This is a genomic window from Streptomyces sp. GSL17-111, from assembly GCF_037911585.1.
Lineage (GTDB): Bacteria > Actinomycetota > Actinomycetes > Streptomycetales > Streptomycetaceae > Streptomyces.
Genome location: NZ_JBAJNS010000001.1, coordinates 1,802,879 through 1,824,348, shown reverse-complemented (window position 1 = coordinate 1,824,348; position 21,470 = coordinate 1,802,879). Strand labels below are relative to the sequence as shown.

24 protein-coding genes are annotated in these 21,470 nt (G+C 74.2%); 16 read left to right on the top strand and 8 right to left on the bottom strand.

Annotated elements, in window-relative coordinates; genetic code table 11:
* Nucleotides 1-355 precede the first annotated feature (355 nt).
* From V6D49_RS07740 to V6D49_RS07725, 4 genes are all read left to right on the top strand, one after another.
* On the top strand, nt 356-550 hold the full coding sequence (locus V6D49_RS07740; protein ID WP_191210919.1) for a hypothetical protein: 195 nt from the start codon (nt 356-358) through the stop codon (nt 548-550).
* Between the two features lie 23 nt (nt 551-573).
* Nucleotides 574-1,455, top strand: coding sequence for an N-acetyl-1-D-myo-inositol-2-amino-2-deoxy-alpha-D-glucopyranoside deacetylase (gene mshB / locus V6D49_RS07735; RefSeq protein WP_340558277.1), 882 nt, complete (start codon nt 574-576; stop codon nt 1,453-1,455).
* Nucleotides 1,452-1,835 carry a DUF6113 family protein gene (locus V6D49_RS07730; RefSeq protein ID WP_340558275.1) on the top strand — a complete coding sequence of 128 codons (384 nt, stop codon included), beginning with the start codon at nt 1,452-1,454 and terminating at the stop codon, nt 1,833-1,835. Before mshB ends, V6D49_RS07730 begins: the two co-directional genes overlap by 4 nt.
* Before the next feature lie 78 nt (nt 1,836-1,913).
* Nucleotides 1,914-3,731, top strand: coding sequence for a hypothetical protein (locus V6D49_RS07725; protein WP_340558273.1), 1,818 nt, complete (start codon nt 1,914-1,916; stop codon nt 3,729-3,731).
* Nucleotides 3,732-3,767: 36 nt separating this feature from the next.
* Here V6D49_RS07725 and V6D49_RS07720 read toward each other — a convergent pair whose 3' ends face one another.
* Both V6D49_RS07720 and V6D49_RS07715 read right to left on the bottom strand, forming a co-directional pair.
* Nucleotides 3,768-4,664, bottom strand: a complete 897-nt coding sequence (locus tag V6D49_RS07720; RefSeq protein WP_340558271.1) for a transglutaminase-like domain-containing protein — start codon at nt 4,662-4,664, stop codon at nt 3,768-3,770.
* Between the two features lie 14 nt (nt 4,665-4,678).
* Entirely contained in the window at nt 4,679-5,731 is a 1,053-nt protein-coding gene (locus V6D49_RS07715) for a GNAT family N-acetyltransferase (protein ID WP_340558269.1), read from the bottom strand.
* A gap of 113 nt (nt 5,732-5,844) precedes the next feature.
* Here V6D49_RS07715 and fdxA point away from each other — a divergent pair, with 113 nt between their 5' ends.
* Nucleotides 5,845-6,171: a ferredoxin gene (gene fdxA / locus V6D49_RS07710; RefSeq protein WP_340558267.1), complete on the top strand. Its 327-nt coding sequence runs from the start codon at nt 5,845-5,847 to the stop codon at nt 6,169-6,171.
* A 242-nt stretch (nt 6,172-6,413) separates the two neighbouring features.
* Nucleotides 6,414-7,520 carry a succinyldiaminopimelate transaminase gene (gene dapC / locus V6D49_RS07705; protein WP_340558265.1) on the top strand — a complete coding sequence of 369 codons (1,107 nt, stop codon included), beginning with the start codon at nt 6,414-6,416 and terminating at the stop codon, nt 7,518-7,520.
* Nucleotides 7,521-7,595: 75 nt separating this feature from the next.
* On the opposite strand, the gene V6D49_RS07700 is transcribed toward dapC, so the two are convergent.
* Both V6D49_RS07700 and V6D49_RS07695 read right to left on the bottom strand, forming a co-directional pair.
* The gene (locus tag V6D49_RS07700; protein WP_340558263.1) at nt 7,596-8,054 is read right to left on the bottom strand and encodes an ATP-binding protein; all 459 of its coding nucleotides are present in this window, start codon (nt 8,052-8,054) and stop codon (nt 7,596-7,598) included.
* A 305-nt stretch (nt 8,055-8,359) separates the two neighbouring features.
* A complete protein-coding gene (locus tag V6D49_RS07695) occupies nt 8,360-9,262 on the bottom strand; it encodes a hypothetical protein (protein WP_340558262.1) in 903 nt (300 codons plus the stop codon).
* Nucleotides 9,263-9,319: 57 nt separating this feature from the next.
* Here V6D49_RS07695 and dapE point away from each other — a divergent pair, with 57 nt between their 5' ends.
* Nucleotides 9,320-10,396 (top strand): succinyl-diaminopimelate desuccinylase, encoded by a 1,077-nt coding sequence (gene dapE, locus V6D49_RS07690; protein ID WP_340558260.1) that lies wholly within the window; start codon nt 9,320-9,322, stop codon nt 10,394-10,396.
* Between the two features lie 87 nt (nt 10,397-10,483).
* Entirely contained in the window at nt 10,484-11,266 is a 783-nt protein-coding gene (locus V6D49_RS07685; RefSeq protein WP_340558258.1) for an LOG family protein, read from the top strand.
* A 61-nt stretch (nt 11,267-11,327) separates the two neighbouring features.
* On the opposite strand, the gene folP is transcribed toward V6D49_RS07685, so the two are convergent.
* Complete coding sequence (gene folP, locus V6D49_RS07680; RefSeq protein WP_340558255.1) at nt 11,328-12,188, bottom strand: dihydropteroate synthase; 861 nt, start codon at nt 12,186-12,188, stop codon at nt 11,328-11,330.
* Between the two features lie 210 nt (nt 12,189-12,398).
* Here folP and V6D49_RS07675 point away from each other — a divergent pair, with 210 nt between their 5' ends.
* Nucleotides 12,399-12,791, top strand: a complete 393-nt coding sequence (locus tag V6D49_RS07675; RefSeq protein WP_340558253.1) for a DivIVA domain-containing protein — start codon at nt 12,399-12,401, stop codon at nt 12,789-12,791.
* Nucleotides 12,788-13,354 carry a DNA-3-methyladenine glycosylase I gene (locus tag V6D49_RS07670; RefSeq protein WP_340558251.1) on the top strand — a complete coding sequence of 189 codons (567 nt, stop codon included), beginning with the start codon at nt 12,788-12,790 and terminating at the stop codon, nt 13,352-13,354. The genes V6D49_RS07675 and V6D49_RS07670 overlap by 4 nt, the downstream gene beginning before the upstream one ends.
* An 18-nt stretch (nt 13,355-13,372) precedes the next feature.
* On the opposite strand, the gene V6D49_RS07665 is transcribed toward V6D49_RS07670, so the two are convergent.
* Nucleotides 13,373-14,161: an enoyl-CoA hydratase-related protein gene (locus V6D49_RS07665; RefSeq protein ID WP_340558249.1), complete on the bottom strand. Its 789-nt coding sequence runs from the start codon at nt 14,159-14,161 to the stop codon at nt 13,373-13,375.
* Nucleotides 14,162-14,439: 278 nt separating this feature from the next.
* Here V6D49_RS07665 and V6D49_RS07660 point away from each other — a divergent pair, with 278 nt between their 5' ends.
* Complete coding sequence (locus V6D49_RS07660) at nt 14,440-14,607, top strand: DUF3117 domain-containing protein (protein WP_191210935.1); 168 nt, start codon at nt 14,440-14,442, stop codon at nt 14,605-14,607.
* A 112-nt stretch (nt 14,608-14,719) separates the two neighbouring features.
* Here the strand turns inward: V6D49_RS07660 and V6D49_RS07655 are convergent, their stop codons facing one another.
* Entirely contained in the window at nt 14,720-15,400 is a 681-nt protein-coding gene (locus V6D49_RS07655; RefSeq protein ID WP_340558247.1) for an O-methyltransferase, read from the bottom strand.
* Between the two features lie 124 nt (nt 15,401-15,524).
* On the opposite strand from V6D49_RS07655, the gene sigE reads away from it, so the two are divergent.
* The 5 genes from sigE to V6D49_RS07630 all read left to right on the top strand — a co-directional run bounded on the left by sigE (nt 15,525) and on the right by V6D49_RS07630 (nt 20,217).
* Nucleotides 15,525-16,307, top strand: coding sequence for an RNA polymerase sigma factor SigE (sigE, locus tag V6D49_RS07650; protein WP_340558245.1), 783 nt, complete (start codon nt 15,525-15,527; stop codon nt 16,305-16,307).
* Nucleotides 16,304-17,149, top strand: coding sequence for a zf-HC2 domain-containing protein (locus V6D49_RS07645; protein WP_340558243.1), 846 nt, complete (start codon nt 16,304-16,306; stop codon nt 17,147-17,149). The genes sigE and V6D49_RS07645 overlap by 4 nt, the downstream gene beginning before the upstream one ends.
* Nucleotides 17,150-17,258: 109 nt before the next feature.
* On the top strand, nt 17,259-18,788 hold the full coding sequence (locus V6D49_RS07640) for a S1C family serine protease (RefSeq protein WP_340558241.1): 1,530 nt from the start codon (nt 17,259-17,261) through the stop codon (nt 18,786-18,788).
* Nucleotides 18,789-18,901: 113 nt separating this feature from the next.
* Nucleotides 18,902-19,423, top strand: a complete 522-nt coding sequence (locus V6D49_RS07635; protein WP_340558239.1) for a sec-independent translocase — start codon at nt 18,902-18,904, stop codon at nt 19,421-19,423.
* 128 nt (nt 19,424-19,551) lie between these two features.
* Entirely contained in the window at nt 19,552-20,217 is a 666-nt protein-coding gene (locus tag V6D49_RS07630) for a hypothetical protein (RefSeq protein ID WP_340558237.1), read from the top strand.
* A 79-nt stretch (nt 20,218-20,296) separates the two neighbouring features.
* Here V6D49_RS07630 and V6D49_RS07625 read toward each other — a convergent pair whose 3' ends face one another.
* Complete coding sequence (locus V6D49_RS07625) at nt 20,297-21,454, bottom strand: Mrp/NBP35 family ATP-binding protein (protein ID WP_340558235.1); 1,158 nt, start codon at nt 21,452-21,454, stop codon at nt 20,297-20,299.
* Nucleotides 21,455-21,470 lie beyond the last annotated feature (16 nt).

The following is a 21,470-nucleotide window of genomic DNA, read 5'->3' as shown; positions in this document are numbered from 1 at the left end:
CGCCCGGTGGTCGGTCTCCGACCACCGCGGACGTGGCGTCGCCGGGGCGTCCCCCCACCACCGGCCGCCCGCCGCGCGGCTCGCGCCGCGCCGCGTCCTTGCGAGCCCGCGCGCACCCAACAGCCGCTGCCGTCAAGCGCGTTGATCAAATCGCCGGACGGAGGCGTGCGCCCCCGTCTGCTCCCGTGCACCGACTCGTGCGGGCTCACCGGTCGTTATGATCAGTTGCGCGGCGTGGATGCGTGGGTATGCATGTCGTGCTATCCCCGTGTCATAAACCGCTATGACATGTTCGATCGTATGACCGTCCGATCTTCTGACCCGTACAACGACGCAGTCTTGGAGGTGAACCGCCGTGGCACTCTCGATTTCGGCGGTGGTGCTGCTGGCGATCATCGTCTTCTTGTTGATCAAGAAGTCGGGACTGAAGGCGGGGCACGCCGTGGTCTGCATGTTGCTGGGGTTCTACCTCGCCAGCTCGTCCATCGCGCCCACCATCAGTGACTTCACGACGAGCGTCGCGGACATGCTGGGCAGCGTCAGCTTCTGACCGGTGGCGCGTAGGCTCGGCGCATGACCGAGTCCGCTCCCTCCTCCGACCGCCGGCTGCTGCTGGTGCACGCGCACCCGGACGACGAGTCCATCAACAACGGCGCCACGATGGCCAAGTACGCGGCCGAGGGTGCGCACGTCACCCTGGTGACGTGCACCCTCGGCGAGGAGGGCGAGGTGATCCCGCCGGCCCTCGCGCACCTGGCTCCCGACCGGGAGGACGCCCTCGGCCCGCACCGCGTCGGGGAGCTGCGGGCGGCCCTGCGCGAACTCGGCGTCACCGACCACCGGTTCCTCGGCGGCCCCGGACGCTACCGGGACTCCGGCATGATGGGCGCGCCGCAGAACGACCGCCCCGCGTGCTTCTGGCAGGCCGACCTGGAGGAGGCGGCGGGAATGCTGGCCGCGATCATCCGGGAGACGCGGCCCCAGGTGCTCGTCACCTACGGGCCGGACGGCGGGTACGGGCACCCCGACCACATCCAGGCCCACCGGGTGGCCGTGCGGGGCGTCGAGCTGGCGGCCGACCCGGCCTTCCGGTCCGCCGCCGGCGAACCCCACGGCGTCGCCCGGGTGTACTGGAACGGCGTGCCGCGCTCCGCCGTCGCCCCCGAGGCCTTCGCCGGGAACCCCTTCCCGCGCGCGGCGGACCCGGGCGACGTCCCCGGCGTCGTGGACGACGAGGACGTCGCTGTCCGCATCGACGGCGGGCCCCGCTGCGCGGCGGCGAAGGCGGCCGCGATGCGCGCCCACGCGACGCAGATCGTCGTCGACGGCGACTGGTTCGCCCTCTCCAACCACCTCGGCCAGCCCCTGCACACGGTCGAGTGCTACGTCCTCCCGCCCGGCGGCCACGTCCCCGGCGCTCCCCACGACGACCTGTTCGCGGGGGTGTTCGGATGAGCCCCGTCCGGCTGATCTCCTACGCGGGGCTCGGGGTGCTCGGCGCCGTCACCGCCCTGACCGGCACGCTCGTGCACGCCGCCTGGTTCCCCGGCGGGCTGCTGCTGGCCCTGGCGGGCACGGCGGCCGTCTGCGTGGGCGGTTCCCTGCTGACGCGCACCCGTGCGGGCGCGGCCGTTCCCGCCGTCGCCTGGTCCCTCACCGTGCTGGTGCTGTTGGTATGGACCAGGCCCGAAGGGGACTTCCTCTTCGGGACGGCGCTCGGCTCCTACGTCTTCCTCTACGGCGGCATGGTGCTCGCTGTGATCTGCGCCACCGTCGCACCGCCCGGAGGGTTGCGTTTCGGCGGTCCAGGAGACCTTGCCGGACGCCCCCAGTAAGGTAGTGCCGCCGGCGAGCCGTACTCGCAACACCATCCCCATCGATGAGTGCGGCGCACCCAACCGGGAGATCCTGTTTTGAGCCGTGAAACTGACAGTTCGAATCCGGCAGGCAACGAACCGGGCGAACCGAAGACCGAGACCACGCTGACCACGCGCATCCGCATCAACATTCCCGGGTCGCGGCCCATTCCGCCGGTCGTCATGCGCAAGCCGGTGAGCGAGGAGGAGGTCCGGGCGGAGGAGGGCGCGCCCGCGCCGGACGCCGCCGGGCCGCCGACGCCGCCGTCCGGAACGGCCGCACCGGAGGCCGGAGCGGGCGGCCGGGAGACCAGCTCCTGGTTCGCGCCCCGCAAGCCGCCCTCCGGTCCGCCGCCGCTGGACGAGCAACAGGCCCCGGCCGCAGGACCGGTGTCCCCGCAGCAGACGCCGCCCGGTGGTACGGACACCGCGCAGCTCCCCGGCTTCCCGGCGGGGGAACGGTCGGCGCAGGGACAGCCGTCGCCCGCGCAGGCACCGCCGCCGCAGTCGCCGCAGCCGCCGCCGCACGGACGGCCCGCCGGGCCGACGACCGGGGCGACGGGTGACATGCCGCTGCTGCCGCCGGAGTTCACGGTCGACGGTGCCGGACAGCAGCCCCCCGGGCCGCCGTCCGTCCTGGCGCCGCCGCCCGGAGCCCGGTTCGACACCTACGGCGGGTCCGCGCCGCACGGCACACCTCAGTTGAACGACGCCCACGACGCCCACGACGCCCACGACCCGCACCGCCCGGGCGGCGAGGGCCCCCGGAGTGACGCTCCCCGGCCGGGTGTCGGTGACACCGCCCCCGGCGGGATCCCGGCCGTGTCCGGCGCCGGTGAGGCCGCGCCGGACCCGTTCGCCGAGTCCGCACCGCCCACGCCGCCCGCTTCGAACCAGGCTCCGGCCGCGTCCCGGCCGCCCGCCAGGAAGGGCCGCTCGAAGCTGACGCTGGTCGGTGTCGTGGCGGTCGGCGTCCTCGGCATCGCCTACGGCGCGGGGCTGCTCATGAACCACGCCGACGTCCCGAACGGCACGACCGTGCTCGGCGTCGACATCGGCGGTACCACCAAGGCGGAGGCCGTCGCCTCGCTGGAGCGGCGCATCGGCGACCGGGCGACGGAGCCGCTCACGCTCGACGTCGGCGGCACCCCGCACGAGTTGAAGCCCAGCGTCGCCGGGCTCTCCTTCGACGCGGAGACGACCGTGGCCGGCGCGGCGGGGCGCGAGTACAACCCGATCGCCGTCATCGGCTCACTCGTCGGCGGTGAGCACCCGGCCGAGCCCGTGTTCACCGTGGACGAGGAGAAGCTGCGGGCCGCGCTGGCCGAGCTCGGCGGTGGCGAGGGCGGCGCCCAGGACGGGATGATCCGGTTCGAGAACGGCGAGCCGGTCGTCGTCGAGGGCCGGGCGCGGCAGGCCGTCGACCCGGAGCAGGCGGCCGAGACCGTCGAGGCCGCCTACCGCGAGCGGGCGGCCACCGGCGAGAACGCGGTGATCGAGCTTTCCGTCGGCGAGCAGACTCCCCAGGTCACCGACGCGGAGTTCGAGCGCGCGATCCAGGAGTTCGGTGAGCCCGCCATGTCCGGGCTGGTCACCGTGCGGGCCGGGACGGCCGAGATCAGCTTCAGCCCCGAGCGCTCCCTGCCCAAGTTCCTCTCGATGCGGCCGACCCCGGACGGCACGCTCGTCGACCACTACGACCTGGAAGCGCTGGAGGAGCTGTACGGCAGCACCTTCGACGGTGTCCTGGTCACGCGCGGGGACGGCAGCAGCACGCCGGTCACCCCGGAGGACGTGGCGGGGGTGCTCCGCACCGCGCTGCTGGAGACGGACCCGGCGCAGCGGGTCGGCGTCATCGAGCTCGACGGACAGTAGGCGGCGCGGGTCCCGGCTCCGCGCAGCGGGCCCGGCTCAGTTGAGCCGGGCCCGCGCGGCGTGCGCCTCGCCGCGCGCGGTCCGCGCGGCGTCCGGATCGGCCGCCGCGACGAGGTCGGCGTACTCCTCCAGTGCCCGCGCGCCGCCGAGGAAGTCCCCGCGTTCCACCAGCAACAGGGCCCGCTCGTGCCGGAGCCGCACCGGGTGGTGCGGAAGCAGCAGGGACAGCTCCACCGCCCAGAGCCGGACGTCCACGCGCTCCGGGCGGGCCGCCGCCCAGACCCGGATGTTGCCGAGGATCCGCTGCACGACGTCCAGCGGTGCGGCCGGGACGAGCAGGGACGGCGACAGCCGCCCGCCCGACCCGAAACCCGCCCCGGCGACCAGCGCCCCGGCGTCCTCCAGGGACAGCGGCCGGCCACCCGCGAACGGGTCCGCCAGCACGTGGTCGGGCCCCTGTGGATCGCCGAAGCCGACGACGAAGTGGCCGGGCAGCCCCACACCGTGCACGGGGGCGCCCGCCCGCCGGGCGACCTCCAGCCACACCACCGACAGCAGGATCGGCAGCCCGCGCCTGCGCCGCAGAACCGCACCGAGCAGGGAGGAGTCCAGCCGCTCGTAGTCCGCCTCGGTGCCGTGGAAGCCCTCACGCTCGCCCAGCAGCCCGGCCAGGGCCCGCGCCCACTCCGCGGGGGTGCGTCCCGTGGCGTAGGGCAGCAGCCCGGTCAGCCGGTCCAGCTCGATCTGCCCCTCGTCCACGATCGCGTCCACCCGGCTCTCCGGTGAGGCGACGAGCGGGGCCTCGCCGGGTTGCGGGGCGACCCCGCCCGGTCCCAGGCCGGCCGCCGCGCAGATCAGCAGGCACAGCACCGCGAGGTCGGGGTGTTCGGCGCGGGCGGCCTCGGCGAACCGCTCCCGTACGGTCGGGTCCATGGTGCGCCCGCCCTTCAGCCCTGCTGGGCGGGGTCGTGGTGGTCGGGGCGGTAGTGGTGGTAGCGGTGGTGCGGAGCGAAGCCGAGCCGCTCGTAGAGGGCGAGCGCCGGTTCGTTGTCCGACTCCACCTGGAGGTACGCCGCCGAGGCGCCCTCCGCCAGCGCCTGCCGGGCCAGCGCGGCCATGACCGCCGAGGCGAGACCCTCCCGGCGCCGGGCGGGGTCGACCTCGACCGCCGCGAAACCGGCCCAGCGGCCGTCGACCACGCACCGTCCGACGGCGGCCGGCGCCCCCTCGCCGGGTACCGAGGCGAACCACACGGAGGGCCCGCCGCCGAGCACCGAGGTGACCTCGGGCGACGCCGCGCGGGAGCGCCGGTAGCGCGCCAGCCACGCGGCGTCGACCGTCCGGCTCAGCGCCACCGCCGCAGCCGCGCCCTGCCCGGCGGTGTGCCCGGCGTGAGCCTCCTGGGCCGCGTCGGCGGCCGGGGCCAGCCCGGCGATCCGCACCTCCGCCGAGACCTCGCGCCGCCAGCCGCGCTCGTCCAGGGCCGCCGCCAGCGGTTCGTCGGTGCCCTCGGCCCCGGTGGCGACCTGGAGGTGGGCGGGCAGGCCGCGCCGGGCGTACCAGGCGGTGACGTGGTCGAGCGCGGCGTCGAGGGGCAGGCCCGGATCACCCAGCGGCAGGACGGAGTTCGCGCGCCGGGTGAACCCACCGGACGCGCGCAGCGTCCAGTCCCCCAGCCGCTCGCTCTCCACCGGGGGCCAGCCCCGCGCGGCGACGAGCGCCAGCTCGCGGTACCCGGCGGCCGGGAGCCCGCGACGGCGCGCGGGGGTGGGCGGCACGACCTTCGCGGCGACGAGGCGCGTGGCCGGAATGCGCACCGTTTCCCCGTCCCGCCGCGTGATGTGCACCACATCGTGCGTCCACGAGGTGAGCACGCCGACCGTGTCGGTGAACCGCCCCGCCCGCTCCCCGGGGTCCGTCAGGCTCCGAACGGATACACGTTTTCCCACGTCATCGGTGGTGATGCGAACTTCGTGACGTCCGCTCATGGTGAATTCCACTGCTCTGTCAGACCCTCTTGTTCGTCTTGTGCCCGGGAACGGCGATACTAGATGCGGGCATCGACGACGCCGCGCTCCCGCGCGATATGGCCCTACCGAGGAGGAACGACAGCGTGACCTACGTCATCGCGCAGCCTTGTGTCGACCTGAAGGACAAGGCATGCATCGAGGAGTGCCCCGTCGACTGCATCTACGAGGGCAAGCGGTCCTTGTACATCCACCCGGACGAATGCGTCGACTGCGGGGCCTGTGAGCCGGTCTGCCCGGTGGAGGCGATCTTCTACGAGGACGACACCCCGGAGGAGTGGCAGGACTTCTACAAGGCGAACGTCGAGTTCTTCGACGAGCTCGGTTCGCCCGGCGGCGCCAGCAAGCTCGGCCTGATCGACCGGGACCACCCGGTCGTGGCCGCGCTGCCGCCGCAGGAGCACAACGAGTGACGCGACCGCGTCCCCGCGCGTGAGCGATGCGCGACGGAACGCGTGACACGACGGCGTGCGCCGGGCGCGCGCCGTCCGCGGCACGCCCCGGACGCCTGAGCCCACGCGGATCACCACGGTCCCGTACGGTGCACATGCCGTACGGGACCGTGGTGATCCGTCGGTGTGTGCGGCCGGACCCATCGCCCCGCGCGCCGCAGGCGGCTTCGCGCGGCACCGAGAAGAGAAAGCGAGCCCCGCACGTGCCCTCCCCGCCCTCCCTGTCGTCCCGGCTCCCCGTCTTCCCCTGGGACCGGCTGGAGCCGTACAAGGCCACCGCGGCCGGCCATCCGGGCGGCATCGTCGACCTGTCGGTCGGCACGCCGGTCGACCCGGTGCCGGAGGTGATCCAGCGGGCCCTCGCCGACGCGAGTGACCGGCCCGGCTATCCGACGGTGTGGGGCACCGCCGAACTGCGTGACGCGATCACCCGGTGGTGCGAACGCCGCCTCGGGGCCCGGGGCCTTCGCCCCACCAACGTTCTGCCCGTCGTCGGCTCGAAGGAGCTGGTCGCGTGGCTCCCGGTCCAGCTCGGGCTGCGACCGGGCGACCGGGTGGCCTTCCCGCGCCTCGCCTACCCGACCTACGAGGTCGGCGCGCGGCTCGCCGGGGCGGAGCCCGTAGCGTACGACGATCCGCGCGACGTCGATCCGGCGGGGCTGCGCCTGCTGTGGCTGAACTCGCCGTCCAACCCGACCGGGCGCGTCCTCGACGCCGACGTGCTGCGCGCCACCGTCGACTGGGCCCGTGAGCACGGGGTGCTGCTGTTCAGCGACGAGTGCTACCTGGAGCTGGGCTGGGAGGCCGATCCCGTCTCCGTCCTGCACCCGGACGTCTGCGGTGGGAGCCACGAGGGCGTCGTCGCCGTCCACTCGCTCTCCAAGCGCTCCAACCTGGCCGGCTACCGGGCGGCGTTCCTGGCCGGGGACGCCGGGGTGCTGGGGGAGCTGCTGACGATCCGCAAGCACGGCGGGATGATGGTGCCCGCGCCGGTGCAGGCGGCCACGGTCGCCGCCCTGCGCGACGACGCGCACGTGGCCGAGCAGCGCCTGCGGTACGCGGCCCGCCGGGACGGCCTGCGCACGGCGCTGGAGAAGTCCGGGTTCCGCATCGAGCACAGCGAGGCGTCCCTCTACCTCTGGGCGACCCGCGACGAGCCCTGCTGGGAGACGGTCGCGGACCTCGCCGGACGCGGCGTCCTCGTCGCCCCCGGCGATTTCTACGGCCCGGCCGGCGACCGGTTCGTGCGGGTGGCCCTCACCGCCACCGACGAGCGCGTCGCGGAGGCCGTCCGCCGCCTCGGGGCCTGAGACCCCGCCGGACGCACCGAAGCCCGGGGGCCACGGGATCACCGTGGCCCCCGGGCTTCGGCCGGGCGGGGCGGATCAGAGGGGGAGACCCGCCAGGGAGCCCTCGCCCAGCGGCACGTTGCCGGTCAGCTTGTCGGTCGGCAGGGCGTCGGTGGGCAGCCCGTCCTCGGTCACGTTCGTGACGGCCTTGCCGAGCATGTCCCCGCCCGGCGAGGAGGCCTCGTCCGCCAGGCCGTCCGCGATGGGCAGCGCGGACTTGCCGAGCGCCCCCACGGTGCGCCCGGCCGCCGGGACGCCTTCCGCCACGGCCTCGCTCCCGGCCGCACCGGCCAGCTCGGAGACGTTGCCGACCGCGCCGTCGACTCCGCCGCCGAGGTCCTGGCCGTCCAGGCTGTCCAGCGTGCTCAGCCCGCCGAGGGTGGGCGTGGCGGGCAGCGGGGCGGCCTGGGCCGAGCCGGCGGCGGCACCGACGACGGAGGCCGCGCCCGCGGCCGTCAGCAGTGCGCTCTTGGCGATCCGGCGCGTGAAGGACATGATGCTCCTTTGACGGAGGGGTGTTGAGGCTGGTCTTGCGCCCGCCGGGTGCTGCCCGGTGGACGCTGTGCCTATCGGCCCCACCGCCCATTTGGTTGCGGCCGCTCCGGGTAAAGGATTCGCAATGTGTCGCATCATATGGGTGGGGCAAAGCGGGCAATCCTCCTGCACGGAAGCGCTGTTGTGCGCCCGCGACCCGTCCGTCCCAAGGGGGAGGCCCCGTTCGCCCACGCGGGCGGAGGAACCGGCGCGGTCGTCATCCCCGGTACGCACGGCTGACCCGTCCGGGTGACCCGTCCGGCGCGTCAGCCCGCCGTCGCCGTGTCGTCCGGGGCGAGGGTGATCCGCACCTCGGCCGGGCCGGCGCCCTCGGCCGTGCGCCAGCCGTCGCCGGACGCCGCCACGTCCCACTCCCGGTCGCCGTACGCGACCTCGGCGATCCCCAGCTCGGAGGCGTTCGCCACGGCCCAGTGCGCCAGCTCCCAGCCACGCCGGGCGTCCTGCCCGACCGGCAGGACGACGCGTTCGGTCGGCACGCTGCGGCCCCCGCTGACGTCCGTGGGCGCGGGCGCGTCCGCGCCGAACTCCCGGGCCAGCTTCCGCCGTACCTCGCCCGCGTCGCCCGCCCGCGTCATCGCGATGCCGGTGCAGCTGAGCGACGCGGCGGCCTTGCCGGTGAGCGCCTCGGTGAGCAGGGCGGCCGTCGGCTCGTGCTTGGCGTACGCGTCCGGGAACCCACTGCGCTGCACCTCCTGCGCCGCGACCGTCAGCGGCAGTTCGGTGTAGTCGGGCACCTCGACCAGGCCCTCGTAGAACTTCCCCGCCGAGTAGACCGGGTCCATGATCTCCTCCGGCGCACCCCAGCCCATCGAGGGCCGTTGCTGGAAGAGGCCGAGCGAGTCGCGGTCGCCGTAGTCGATGTTCCGCAGGCTCGACTCCTGCATCGCCGTGGCCAGGCCTATCGTCACCGCCCGGTCGGGCAGGCTCCGGGACCGCGCCACGGCGGCGATCGTCGCCGCGTTGCGGGCCATCTCCGGCTCCAGCTCGTACGGCTCGCGGCCCTCACCGCCGCGCACCACGCAACGCGGCGCGCCGCCGCCCGTCGACACGTACTGCACCACCAGGTAGCCGGCCAGCGCGAGCAGCACCACGCCCGCCGCGGTGAACCGCAGCCACCGCCTGCTCTCACCCGCTCGCGGCTCGCCCATGAGCTCAGCCTAACGGGCGTACGGGATCGCCCACCCGGCACCGGTAGGGTCGGGCGCATGGCCGTATCGAAGCTGGACCTGCACCAGGACGCGGCGCGCCTCACCGCGCAGCTCGTCGACATCCCCTCCGTGAGCGGCGACGAGAAGGTCCTCGCCGACGCGATCGAGCAGGCGCTCGCCGAGTGCGGCCACCTCACCGTCGACCGGTACGGCAACAACGTCGTGGCCCGAACGCACCTCGGCCGCCCCGAGCGGGTCGTGCTCGCCGGGCACATCGACACCGTGCCCGTCGCCGACAACCTCCCCTCGCGCCGGGACGCGGACGGCTTCCTGTGGGGCTGCGGCACCTCCGACATGAAGTCCGGCGTGGCCGTCCAGCTGCGCGTCGCCGCGACCGTCCCCGAGCCCAACCGCGACGTCACGTTCGTCTTCTACGACAACGAGGAGGTGGCCGCCCACCTCAACGGCCTCGGCCACCTCGCGACGGCCCGTCCCGACTGGCTCGCGGGGGACTTCGCCGTCCTCCTCGAACCCTCCGGCGGCGAGGTCGAGGGCGGCTGCCAGGGCACCCTGCGCGTCAAGCTGCACCTGGCCGGCACCCGCGCGCACTCCGCCCGCAGCTGGCTCGGCGACAACGCCGTCCACCGCGCCGCGCCCGTGCTCGCCCGGCTGGCCGACTACGCGCCGCGCCGCGTGGAGATCGACGGGCTGGAGTACCGCGAGGGCCTCAACGCCGTCGGGATCGAGGGCGGCGTCGCGGGCAACGTCATCCCCGACGCCTGCGTCGTCACCGTCAACTACCGCTACGCGCCCGACCTCGACGAGGAGCGGGCGCTGGCCCACGTCCGCGAGGTGTTCGACGGCTGCGGCGTGCGCGAGCTCGTCGTCGACGACCACTCCGGCGGTGCGCTGCCCGGCCTCTCCCACCCGGCGGCGGCCGCCTTCATCGCGGCCGTCGGCGGCAGCCCCCGGGCCAAGTTCGGCTGGACGGACGTCTCGCGGTTCAGCGCGCTGGGCGTGCCCGCCGTCAACTACGGCCCCGGCGAACCGAACCTGGCCCACAAGGTCGACGAGCGCGTGGAGGAGGCGCTGATCCTCCACTGCGAGGAGCGGCTGCGCGCCTGGCTCTCGTGAGTGGTGCCGCGTACGCCCGGCATTCCGGCGCGCGTCATCCGCGCCTGCGTACCCTGACGTCCCTGACACAGCGGGAGGGAGCACGACATGACTGAGGCGGCGCAGGAGCGGGGCCCGCAGCCCGGCGAACAACGGCCGGAGTCGGCCGACGCGCGGGAGCCCCGTGAGCAGCACCTCGGCCCGGTGGTACGGCGCCGGGGGCAGACGCTCGCGGGGACGACGGACCAGCGGCTGCTGGAGTCCGCCGGTCCCTCGGACTTCATCCACCAGGACCCGTGGCGGGTGCTGCGGATCCAGTCCGAGTTCGTCGAGGGCTTCGGCGCGCTGGCCGAGGTCGGGCCCGGCATCAGCGTGTTCGGCTCCGCCCGGACGCACGAGGGCTCCCCCGAGTACGCGGCGGCCGTCGCCATCGGGCGGGGCCTGGCGGAGGCCGGCTACGCGGTGATCACCGGAGGTGGCCCCGGCGTGATGGAGGCCGCCAACCGCGGCGCCTCCGAGGCCGGCGGCACCTCCGTGGGCCTCGGGATCGAGTTGCCCTTCGAGCAGGGGCTCAACCAGTACGTCGACCTCGGCGTCAACTTCCGCTACTTCTTCGTCCGCAAGACGTGCTTCGTGAAGTACTCCCAGGGCTTCGTCGTGCTGCCGGGCGGCATGGGGACGCTCGACGAGGTCTTCGAGGCCGTCACCCTCGTGCAGACGCGGAAGGTGACGCGCTTCCCCATCGTGCTGTTCGGCTCCGCCTACTGGGAGGGGCTGCTGGGCTGGCTGCGGAGCACCGTCGTGGGCGAGGGCAAGGTGTCCCCGGGCGACCTCGATCTGCTCCACCTCACCGACGACGTCGACGAGGTCATCAGGCTCGTCGCCAAGTGACGCCCGGCCGGGGCCCCGCCCCCGCTCCTCCCCGGGGCGCGGGGGCGGCCGGAGGTCCGGCTCAGGCCAGGCCGCGACGGGCGACGGCGGGCGGCCGGTGTCCGGCGATCGACGCCACCATGTCCAGCACCTGCCGCGTCTCGGCCACCTCGTGCACCCGGAAGACCTGCGCCCCCAGCCACGCCGAGACGGCGGTCGTCGCGAGCGTCCCGGTGAGGCGCTCCTTCACCGGCCGGTCCAGCGTCTCCCCGACGAAGTCCTTGTTCGACAGGGACACCAGCACCGGCCACCCCGTCGCCGTCATCTCACCGAGCCGCCGGGTGGCTTCGAGGGAGTGCCGGGTGTTCTTCCCGAAGTCGTGGCCCGGATCGATGAGCACGCCCGCACGCGGCACGCCGAGGGCGACGGCCCGCTCGGCCAGCCCCACGGTCGTGGCGACGATGTCGGCCATGACGTCCTCGTAGGCGACCCGGTGCGGCCGGGTGCGGGGACGCGCGCCGCCCGCGTGGGTGCACACGAGCCCGGTGCCGTACCGCGCGGCGACCTCCGCGAGGCGCGGATCGACGCCGCCCCACGCGTCGTTCAGCACGTCGGCCCCCGCCTCGCACACCGCCTCACCGACCTCGTGCCGCCAGGTGTCGACGCTGATCACCACCTCCGGGTGGCGCCTGCGGACCTCGGCCACGAAGGGGGCCGTGCGGCGGATCTCCTCCGCGACCCCGACCTCCTCGCCCGGCCCGGCCTTCACCCCGCCGATGTCGACGACGGCCGCGCCCTCGGCCACGGCCTGTTCGACGCGGGCCAGCGCCGGTTCGTCGCGGAAGGTCGCGCCCCGGTCGTAGAAGGAGTCGGGCGTCCGGTTGACGATCGCCATGACCACCGGCTCGTGCGCGCCGAACTCCCGCCGTCCCAGCCGCAGCATCGGGCCTCCCCTTCCGTCCTTACCTGACCAGCGCGGTACTCCGCGCACCGACCTTAGCGGCGCCGAACCGGCCGCGCCCCGTCGCCACCGGCGAGCGTCCGCCACCGGCCCGCGCCGATACAGCCGATACAGCCGATACAGGGGGTCGGCCGTCACACCGGCATGGCACGATCGGAGCCTGCAGGCTTTCCGAAGGGTCCGGGAGATCACGTGTTCTGGTTTCTGCTGCTCGCGATGCTCGTGGTCGTCGGGTCGGTCACGCTCGCCGTCATCGGCAGCGCGGACGGGACGGGGCACACCGTCCGGGGCGGCCTGACGGACCCCGAGCCGGACCGGCTGCCCGTGTTCCTGCCGCAGGACCGCCCGCTCGGCCGGGCCGACGTCGCGGGGCTGCGCCTGCCGCTCGCGCTGCGCGGCTACCGGATGGACGAGGTGGACGACGTGCTGGACCGCCTCGGTGCCGAGCTGGCCGAGCGGGACGCCCGCATCGTGGAGCTGGAGGCCGCGCTGGCCGGCTCCCACGCGACGGCACGGGGGGACGCGAAGCTCCTCGGCGGGCCCGCCGAGGCGGACACGGACGAGCACGGGGGCACGGCACGATGACGGACACCGCCCAGGGCCCCGACGGCCGGGCCCGCTGCCCCTGGGGCGCCGGCCCGGCGGACTACACGGCGTACCACGACGCGGAGTGGGGCCGCCCGGTGCGCGGGGACGACGCGCTGTTCGAGCGGCTGTCCCTGGAGGCCTTCCAGTCCGGCCTGTCCTGGCTGACGATCCTCCGCCGCCGGGAGGGTTTCCGCGCGGCCTTCGCGGGCTTCCGGATCGCGGAGGTGGCCGGCTTCACCGGGGCTGACCGGGAGCGGCTCCTCGCCGACCCGGGCATCGTCCGCAACCGCGCCAAGGTCGACGCCGTGCTCGCGAACGCCCGGGTGCTGGCGGGCTGGGCCCCCGGCGAGCTGGACGCCCTGCTGTGGTCCTACGCCCCGGCGGCCCGCCCGGCCCCGGCCGGACTGGCGGACGTCCCGGCCCGCACGCCGCAGTCCACGGCCCTCGCCAAGGAGCTGAAGCGGCGGGGCCTGCGGTTCGTCGGTCCGACCACGGCCTACGCGACGATGCAGGCGTGCGGCCTGGTCAACGACCACCTGCGGGACTGCGCCTTCCGCTGAGCCCGCTCCCGACGGGCGTCAGCGGCCCGTGTAGCGGGGCTGCGCCTTCTGGACGAACGCCTCGACGGCGATGCGGTGGTCGGCGGAGCCGCCCGCCCGCAGCTGCAGCTCGGCCTCCTTGTCCAGCGTCTCCGCCAGCGAGTGCGAGGCGCCGAAGGCCAGCGCCTCCTTCATCGCGGCGAACGCCACCGTGGGTCCCTCGGCGAGCCGACGGGCGACGGCCTCCGCCTCGGCGGCGAGGTCCTCCGCCGGGACGACCCGGTGCGCCAGCCCCAGCTCCAGTGCCTCGGCGGCCTTCACCGCGCGCGGGAAGAGCAGGAGCTCCGCCGCCCGGCCGGGGCCCACGAGTCGGGGCAGCGTCCAGGCCATGCCCGAGTCGGTGGAGAGGGCCACTCCGGCGAAGGCCGTGGTGAAGGCGGCCGTGTCCGCGACGATCCGGTGGTCGGCGGCGAAGGCGAACCCCGCTCCGGCGCCGGCGGCGACCCCGTTGACGGCGGCCACCACCGGCTTCGGCATGGTGGCGATGGTCAGGGTGATCGGGTTGTAGTGCTCCTCGACGGTCGTCAGCGCGCCCCCGCCGTGCTCCTCCAGCGCGCCGACGTGCTCCTTGAGGTCCTGGCCGACGCAGAAGGCGCGGCCGGCCCCGGTCAGCAGGACGGCCCGGACCTCCGGGTCGTCCGCCGCCTTCCGCAGGGCGTCCCGGAGAGCGTTCTTGAGCTCGTTGTCGAGGGCGTTCATCGCCTCGGGACGATTGAGCGTGATCGTCGCGAGGCCCTCGGTCATGTCGTAGCGCACGGTGTCGGCCATGCGCCCAGCATGGCGGAGATCATCCGGCACCGATATACGGACGCCGGTGTGACCTGCGTCAAACCGGCCACCCGGGGTGAGGCCGTGGTATTGCGCGGTGATCCCCCGATTAGGGGGTTTTGCGCGAAGCGCTTGCCGAGGAGTTGACGGCCGATGTTGGTCATCGGGTCCTGCGATGCGGGATAATGGCAGGGAACCCATGTGTTCGATGCCGGTGACACGTGCCTGAGCAGGGGCCGTCGGCTGATGTTGAGCTGGTTTCAGGAAGGGGAACGAGCATGGCGGCCATGAAGCCGCGGACGGGCGATGGCCCGCTCGAGGTGACCAAGGAGGGGCGGGGCATCATCATGCGCGTTCCGCTCGAGGGCGGTGGGCGGCTCGTCGTCGAGCTGACCCCCGACGAGGCGGTCGCTCTCGGCGAGGAACTGAAGAAGGTCTGCGACTGACCTCGGCTCCGGCACCGCTTGATCTTCCGCCGCCCCCGCAGCGCTCACGCGTGGTGGGGGCGGCGGTGTCGTTCGGCCCCGCCACCCGCGCGGTGCCCTCGCTCCCCGTGGCTCAGCGGCGGACGGCACAGAGCAGTCCGTCGCCCACCGGCAACAGCGAGGGCAGGAGTCGCGCGTCGTCCCGCACCGCCCGCAGCAGCTCCCGCACCCCCAGCACCTCCATCGACTGCGCGCCCGAGTCCACGGTGCGGCCGTCGGCGAAGACGCCCTCGAAGCAGATCAGCCCGCCCTGCCGCAGCAGACGCAGCGATTCGTCCAGGTAGTGCGGATATTCGGTGCGGTCGCCGTCGCAGAAGACGAGGTCGTACCCGCCGTCGGCCAGCCGGGGCAGGACGTCGAGCGCCCTGCCCGGGATGAAGCGGGCCCGGTTGGCGGCGAACCCGGCGGCCCGGAACGCCTCCCGGGCGAACTGCTGGCACTCCGGCTCGATGTCCACCGTGGTGAGGACGCCGTCGGGGCGCATGCCGTGCAGCAGGTGCAGGCCCGACACCCCGGTGCCCGTACCGATCTCGACGACCGCCTTGGCGTCCGTGGCGGCGGCGAGCAGCCGCAGGGTGGCCCCCGTGCCGTCGGAGACCGGACGCATCCCGGCCTCCCGGGCCCGGTCCCGGCACCAGGACAGCGTGACATGCACCGTGCTGTCGGCGGGCTCCCCGCCATACGCATCGGCGAACGCCCAGCTCATCAGCCGGTTGCCGGTAATGTCCGTCTCCTGTCCCCGCGAATCACCCAACGGGACTGTATCCGTTGCTCCGGGAACCCGCTGATGGGACCACGCGTTGAAGGGGACAGGCAGGGAACGGCCCGGGAGGAAAGCCGGGCAAAGTGTTTATCCGGAGCTAACGGGTGAGGTGGCTATGGTAGGGGCTCCACTGGACACCACCAGAGCCACCAGGGGAGGTGCGGCTCATCGCGGTGATCGGGGTGTACTCCGGTACTTCCGACGGTCCTCCGCCGAGCCACCATCCGTGACAGACACCGCTGACCACCGCCAGGCCTCCGACTCCGCCCGCGACGCGGCCCCCGCCGCCCGCGCCACCTTCACCAGCGAAGCGGACGGCCAGGCCTGGGCACCTCCTTCCTGGGAGGAGATCGTCAGCACGCACAGCGCACGGGTGTACCGCCTCGCCTACCGCCTCACGGGGAACCAGCACGACGCCGAGGACCTCACGCAGGAGGTCTTCGTCCGTGTCTTCCGCTCCCTGTCGACGTACACGCCCGGCACCTTCGAGGGCTGGCTGCACCGCATCACCACGAACCTCTTCCTGGACATGGTGCGGCGCAAGCAGCGCATCCGCTTCGACGCCCTGGCCGACGACGCCGCCGAGCGGCTGCCCAGCCGCGAGCCCTCCCCCCAGCAGCACTTCAACGACACCCACTTCGACGCGGACGTCCAGCACGCGCTGGACACCCTGGCACCCGAGTTCCGCGCGGCCGTCGTCCTGTGCGACATCGAGGGGCTGTCCTACGAGGAGATCGCCGCGACGCTCGGCGTCAAGCTCGGCACCGTCCGCAGCCGCATCCACCGGGGCCGCTCCCACCTGCGCAAGTCGCTCAACCACCGCCAGCCCACCCGTCGCGGAGCCCGCCGCCCCACCGCAGTGGCCGTGGGGGTGCCCGCGGAAGGTGGTGCCGTATGAACGGGACGCCCGGGCCCACCCGGGCCGAGCAGCACCTCGGTGACCGGCTCGCCGCCCTCGTCGACGGCGAGCTGAGCCATGACGCACGCGAACGGGTCCTCGCCCATCTGGCCACCTGCCAGGGCTGCAAGGCCGAGGCCGACGCCCAGCGCCGGGTGAAGAGCGTCTTCGCCGACACCGCGCCGCCACCACCGTCCGAGGGGCTGCTGGTCCGTCTCCAGGGCCTGCCCGTCAGCGCGCAGGACCCGCACGACCCCCAGGACGCCGCCCCCGGCGGCCGCGCCGGGCGACCGCGCGTCAGCCCGCTGGCCTTCTCCTACTTCCCCGGCGGTGACGGCCCCGTCAGCCTGCTCCATCCCGAGCGCGGCTTCCCCGTGCACCGGCCGCCGGAGCCCGAGCGGGGCTCGGCCCCGCGTGGCCGCCGCCGGTTCGCGTTCGTCGCGGCGGGTGCGTTCTCCGTGGCCGCCTTCGCACTCGGCGGCGCCCTCGGCCCCGGGGCGACGGGCGGCGGCTCCCCGACCTCCTCGACCGGCCCCGGCACCGCGCCGCTGCGGCCGACGGCCGGTGTCGAGCGTCCGGCGGAGCGGCGCAACGAGACGGCGGGCCAGGCCGTCGTGCCGGTGCGTCAGGGGCCCAAGGGCCCGGTGGCCGCCGGCGGGCCCACGGCCTCGGCCGTCAGCACCACCGCTCGGCCGCCGCACCGCACCACCCCGCAGCTTCCGCCCGCGGCCGCTCCCGGAATCCCCCATGCCCCGCTGCCCCCGCCCTCCCTGCGGGCGCCGCACCTGCACCACCCCTCCCCGGCACCGGGCACGGCCCCCCTGGCGATCTCGCGGCGCTGAGCCGTACCACCGGGGTCGTGCGCCCGGTGTCATCGGTGGTGCGGCCCGCCGAGGGCAACTGGTTCAATGCCTTGCGTCAGTCAGGACGAGTCGACCGAGTGGGGAACAGATGGACGAGGCGAGGGCCACCCGTACGACGCCGCAGTGGTGGAGCCGCCCCCGTCCGACCCCGCCGCCCCGGGCCGCCGCGCCGGAGCCGCGGCGGGAGCCCGCCGCCGACGGTGCCGGTACCCGGCCCGTGCCCCGGCACGGCGAGGACCCGTACGCCACGCCGCCCTACGGTGACCCCGGCCCCTGGTCCCCGGCGCCCCTGGTCCAGCACCCCGGGTCCACCCCGGCGGGCGGTACCCCCGTGCCGTCCGGAGCGGCTCCCGACGCCCCCGCGCCCGTTCCGGCCCCCACCGCTCCCGAGGCGGCCCGGCTGACCCGGCCGACGCCCGCCGGGTCCGCGCCCGCGCCCGTCCTCTCGGCATGGCGGGGCTACGACCCCTGGGCCCGCCCGCCCGCGCAGGCGACGCCACCGGTGGCCGGCGCCGGGCCGGGCCGGCCGCGCCGCGCCCGGCTGCTCGCCGTCCTCCTCGCGTGTGTGCTGGTCGCCGGACTGGCGGGCGGATATCTGGGCGCGCTGCTGGAGCGCAACGGCGAGTTCGGCACGGTGACGCTGCCGCAGGCCGCGCCCCTCGGCCCGGACCGGCCGGCGGACAGCGTGGCCGGGATCGCGGCCGCGACCCTCCCCGGTGTCGTCACGCTGCACGTCAGCGGCGGCGGGGCCCAGGGCACCGGGACCGGGTTCGTCCTGGACGATCGCGGTCACATCCTCACCAACCACCACGTCGTCAGCCCGGCCGGTGCCGACGGCCGGATACAGGTGACGTTCAGCAGCGGTCAGACGGCCCAGGGCCGGCTCGTCGGCGGGGACGGCGGCTACGACCTGGCGGTGGTGAAGGTCGACGGCGTGCGCAACCTCAAGCCGCTGCCACTGGGCGACTCGGACGCCGTCCAGGTGGGTGACCCGGTCGTGGCGATCGGCGCGCCCTTCGACCTGGCCGGGACGGTCACCTCGGGCATCATCAGCGCCAAGGAGCGCCCCATCACGGCCGGCGGCGACGACGCGAGCGACGTCAGCTACGTCGACGCCCTGCAGACCGACGCCCCCATCAACCCCGGCAACTCCGGCGGGCCGCTCGTGGACGTCGAGGGGCGGGTGATCGGGGTCAACAGCGCGATCCGGTCGGCGGAGGGGCAGTTGGGGGAGACCCGGGGCGGGTCCATCGGGCTCGGGTTCGCCATACCCGTCAACCAGGCCAAGCGCGTCGCCGAGGAGCTCATCAACACCGGCCGGGCCACCCACCCGGTGATCGGAGTGCGGGTGGACATGTCCTTCACCGGGGACGGCGCGCGCGTCGGCGTGGCCGACGGCGGTCGCCCGGCGGTGGTCGAGGGCGGTCCGGCCGACCGCGCGGGCATCGAGGAGGGCGACGTCATCACGGCCGTGGACGGCGACGTGGTCCGCACCGGCGAGGAGCTGATCGTCAAGATCCGCAGCCACCGCCCGGGGGACCGGCTGGAGCTGACCGTCCTGCGCGACGGTCGGGAGGAGAGCGTCACCGTGACCTTGGACACGGCGGGTGGCGAATGAACCCCTGACCCCGACGCGTCGGGTCGACCGGCTCCCGCTGGGCGCCCCCGTCCGGGTACCGTGACGGGCGGGGCACGACACCCCGCCCGGCAGAGCCTTGGAGGAGCGGCACAGTGTTCATGGACATAGGAGCCCTCGAATTCGTGGTGCTGTTCATCCTCGCCGTGCTCCTCTTCGGCCCGGACAAGCTCCCGAAGCTGATCCAGGACGTCGCGGGGTTCATCCGCAAGGTGCGGCAGTTCTCCGACAACGCCAGGGACGACATCAGGAAGGAGCTCGGTCCGGACTACCAGGACTTCGAGTTCCAGGACCTGCACCCCAAGCGTTTCGCGCAGAAGCACCTGATGGGCGATGACGACGCCCTCGGCCTCAAGGATCTGCGCAACAGTCTGGACATGCGGGAGGACCTGCGCGCCCTCGACGTGCGCAAGGAGCTGACGGAGATGACCGACGTGGTGAGCGGCCGGGGCGCGCCCGGCCCCGTCGCGGCGGCCGGCACGTCAGCGGCGGCCGCCGGGGCCGCCGCCGGTGCCGGGCAGAGCTCCGGGGCGTCCTCCACCGTCCCCGACCTGCTGCGGAAGAAGGACGTGGAGCCCGCGCGGACCCCGCCGCCGTTCGACGCGGACGCCACCTGAGGCATGACACGTCGGATTCATCACCTGATCAACTGATCCCCTGATCGGACACGGCGCGTCCTGGTAGTTATCCTCCCTGTGTCCAGGGCAGTAAGCCCGGGTGTCACCGGCGAGGAGGCTTCGCGCACATGGAGAGCACCAGACGGGCGGCACAGACACCGGCGTTCGCCCCGGCTCCGACCGCACACCGCAGCGTGGACGGGTACCTCATGGCCGCCTTCCCGTGGTACGGGCTGGACGAGGCGTTCACCGGACCGCGCTGGCTGATGCAGGTCGGTGCCGCGGCTGACGGCACCGTCGAACACGGCTCCACCGGCCACGGTGACGAGCCGTCGCTGCGGGTGGAGACGAGCCCCGACGAGCAGCGCTTCGCCGTCGTCGTCACCGTGGCGAGCCGTCCGCTGCGCCGCAGTGCGGACGGCACGGGGATGCTGGAGGCCACCTCGGTCTCCTCGGCGGCCTGGCTGGCCGGTTCCGGCCTGCTGTCGTGCACCTGGCCCACCCACATGGAGCGGGCGCTGCGGCAGGACTGGCTCGACCAGCAGACGGCCATCGCCTGGGACCTCGCCGACCACGTCGGGGGCGAGGGCTGGTCGACGCTGAACCTGCCGGTGGACGGCACGCCCACGCCGTTCCACCACCGCGACTCCGAGTACGGCTGGGTGCTGGCGGGCTCGGCGGGGAACGACGTCCACATCGGGGCCTACGGGCGCGGTATGAGCGCCTACGGCCTCGGCTTCAGCGTGATCCAGGACATCACGGCCTACGCGGCGTCGGCCGTCGAGACGGAGTGAGACGTCACGCGCACGCGGTGGAGGGCGGGACCGTGCGCGGTCCCGCCCTCCACCGCGTGCCGGACGGCGCCGTGGCCGCTCAGAACTTGTTGCGCGGCGTGATGCCCAGGGACAGGCCCGACAGGCCGCGCTGACGGCCGCCCAGCTTGCCCGCGACGGAGCGGATCGCGGCACCGGCCGGCGAATCCGGGTCCGTCAGGACCACCGGCTTGCCCTCGTCGCCGCCCTCGCGCAGCCGGACGTCGATGGGGATGGCGCCGAGCACCGGCACGTTCGTGCCCGTCGTGCGGGAGAGGCCCTCGGCGACGCGCTGACCGCCGCCGGTGCCGAAGACGTCCACCATCTCGTCACAGTGCGGGCAGGGCAGCCCCGACATGTTCTCCACGACGCCCACGATCTTCTGGTGCGTCTGCACGGCGATCGAACCGGCCCGTTCGGCCACCTCGGCGGCGGCCTGCTGCGGAGTGGTGACGACCAGGATCTCGGCGTTGGGGATCAGCTGGGCCACGGAGATGGCGATGTCGCCGGTGCCGGGCGGCAGGTCGAGCAGGAGCACGTCCAGGTCGCCCCAGTAGACGTCGGCGAGGAACTGCTGGAGCGCGCGGTGCAGCATCGGCCCGCGCCACACGACCGGGGCGTTGCCCGGGGTGAACATGCCGATGGAGATCACCTTCACGCCGTGCGCGGACGGCGGCATGATCATGTCCTCGACCTGGGTGGGCCGGCCCTCGGCGCCCAGCATGCGCGGCACCGAGTGGCCGTAGATGTCCGCGTCCACGACGCCGACCTTCAGCCCGTCGGCCGCCATCGCGGCGGCCAGGTTCACCGTCACGGACGACTTGCCGACGCCGCCCTTGCCGGAGGCCACGCAGTACACGCGGGTGAGGGAGTTCGGCTGGGCGAACGGCACCTCGCGCTCGGCCTGGCCACCCCGTAGGGACGTGGCCAGCTCACGGCGCTGCTCGTCGCTCATGACGTCCAGCTCCACCTCGACGCCGGTCACCCCCGCGACCCCGCGCACCGCCTCGGTGACCCGTGAGACGATCGTCTCACGCATCGGACAGCCCGAGACGGTGAGGTAGACGGCGACCGCCACCGAGCCGTCGGCGGCGATGTCGACGGACTTGACCATGCCGAGGTCGGTGATCGGACGGTGGATCTCCGGATCGTTCACCGTGGCGAGCGCGGCGCGCACCGCCTCGTCGGTGGGAGCCGGTCCGTACGTGTCGGTAGCCATACGACGATGGTACGGC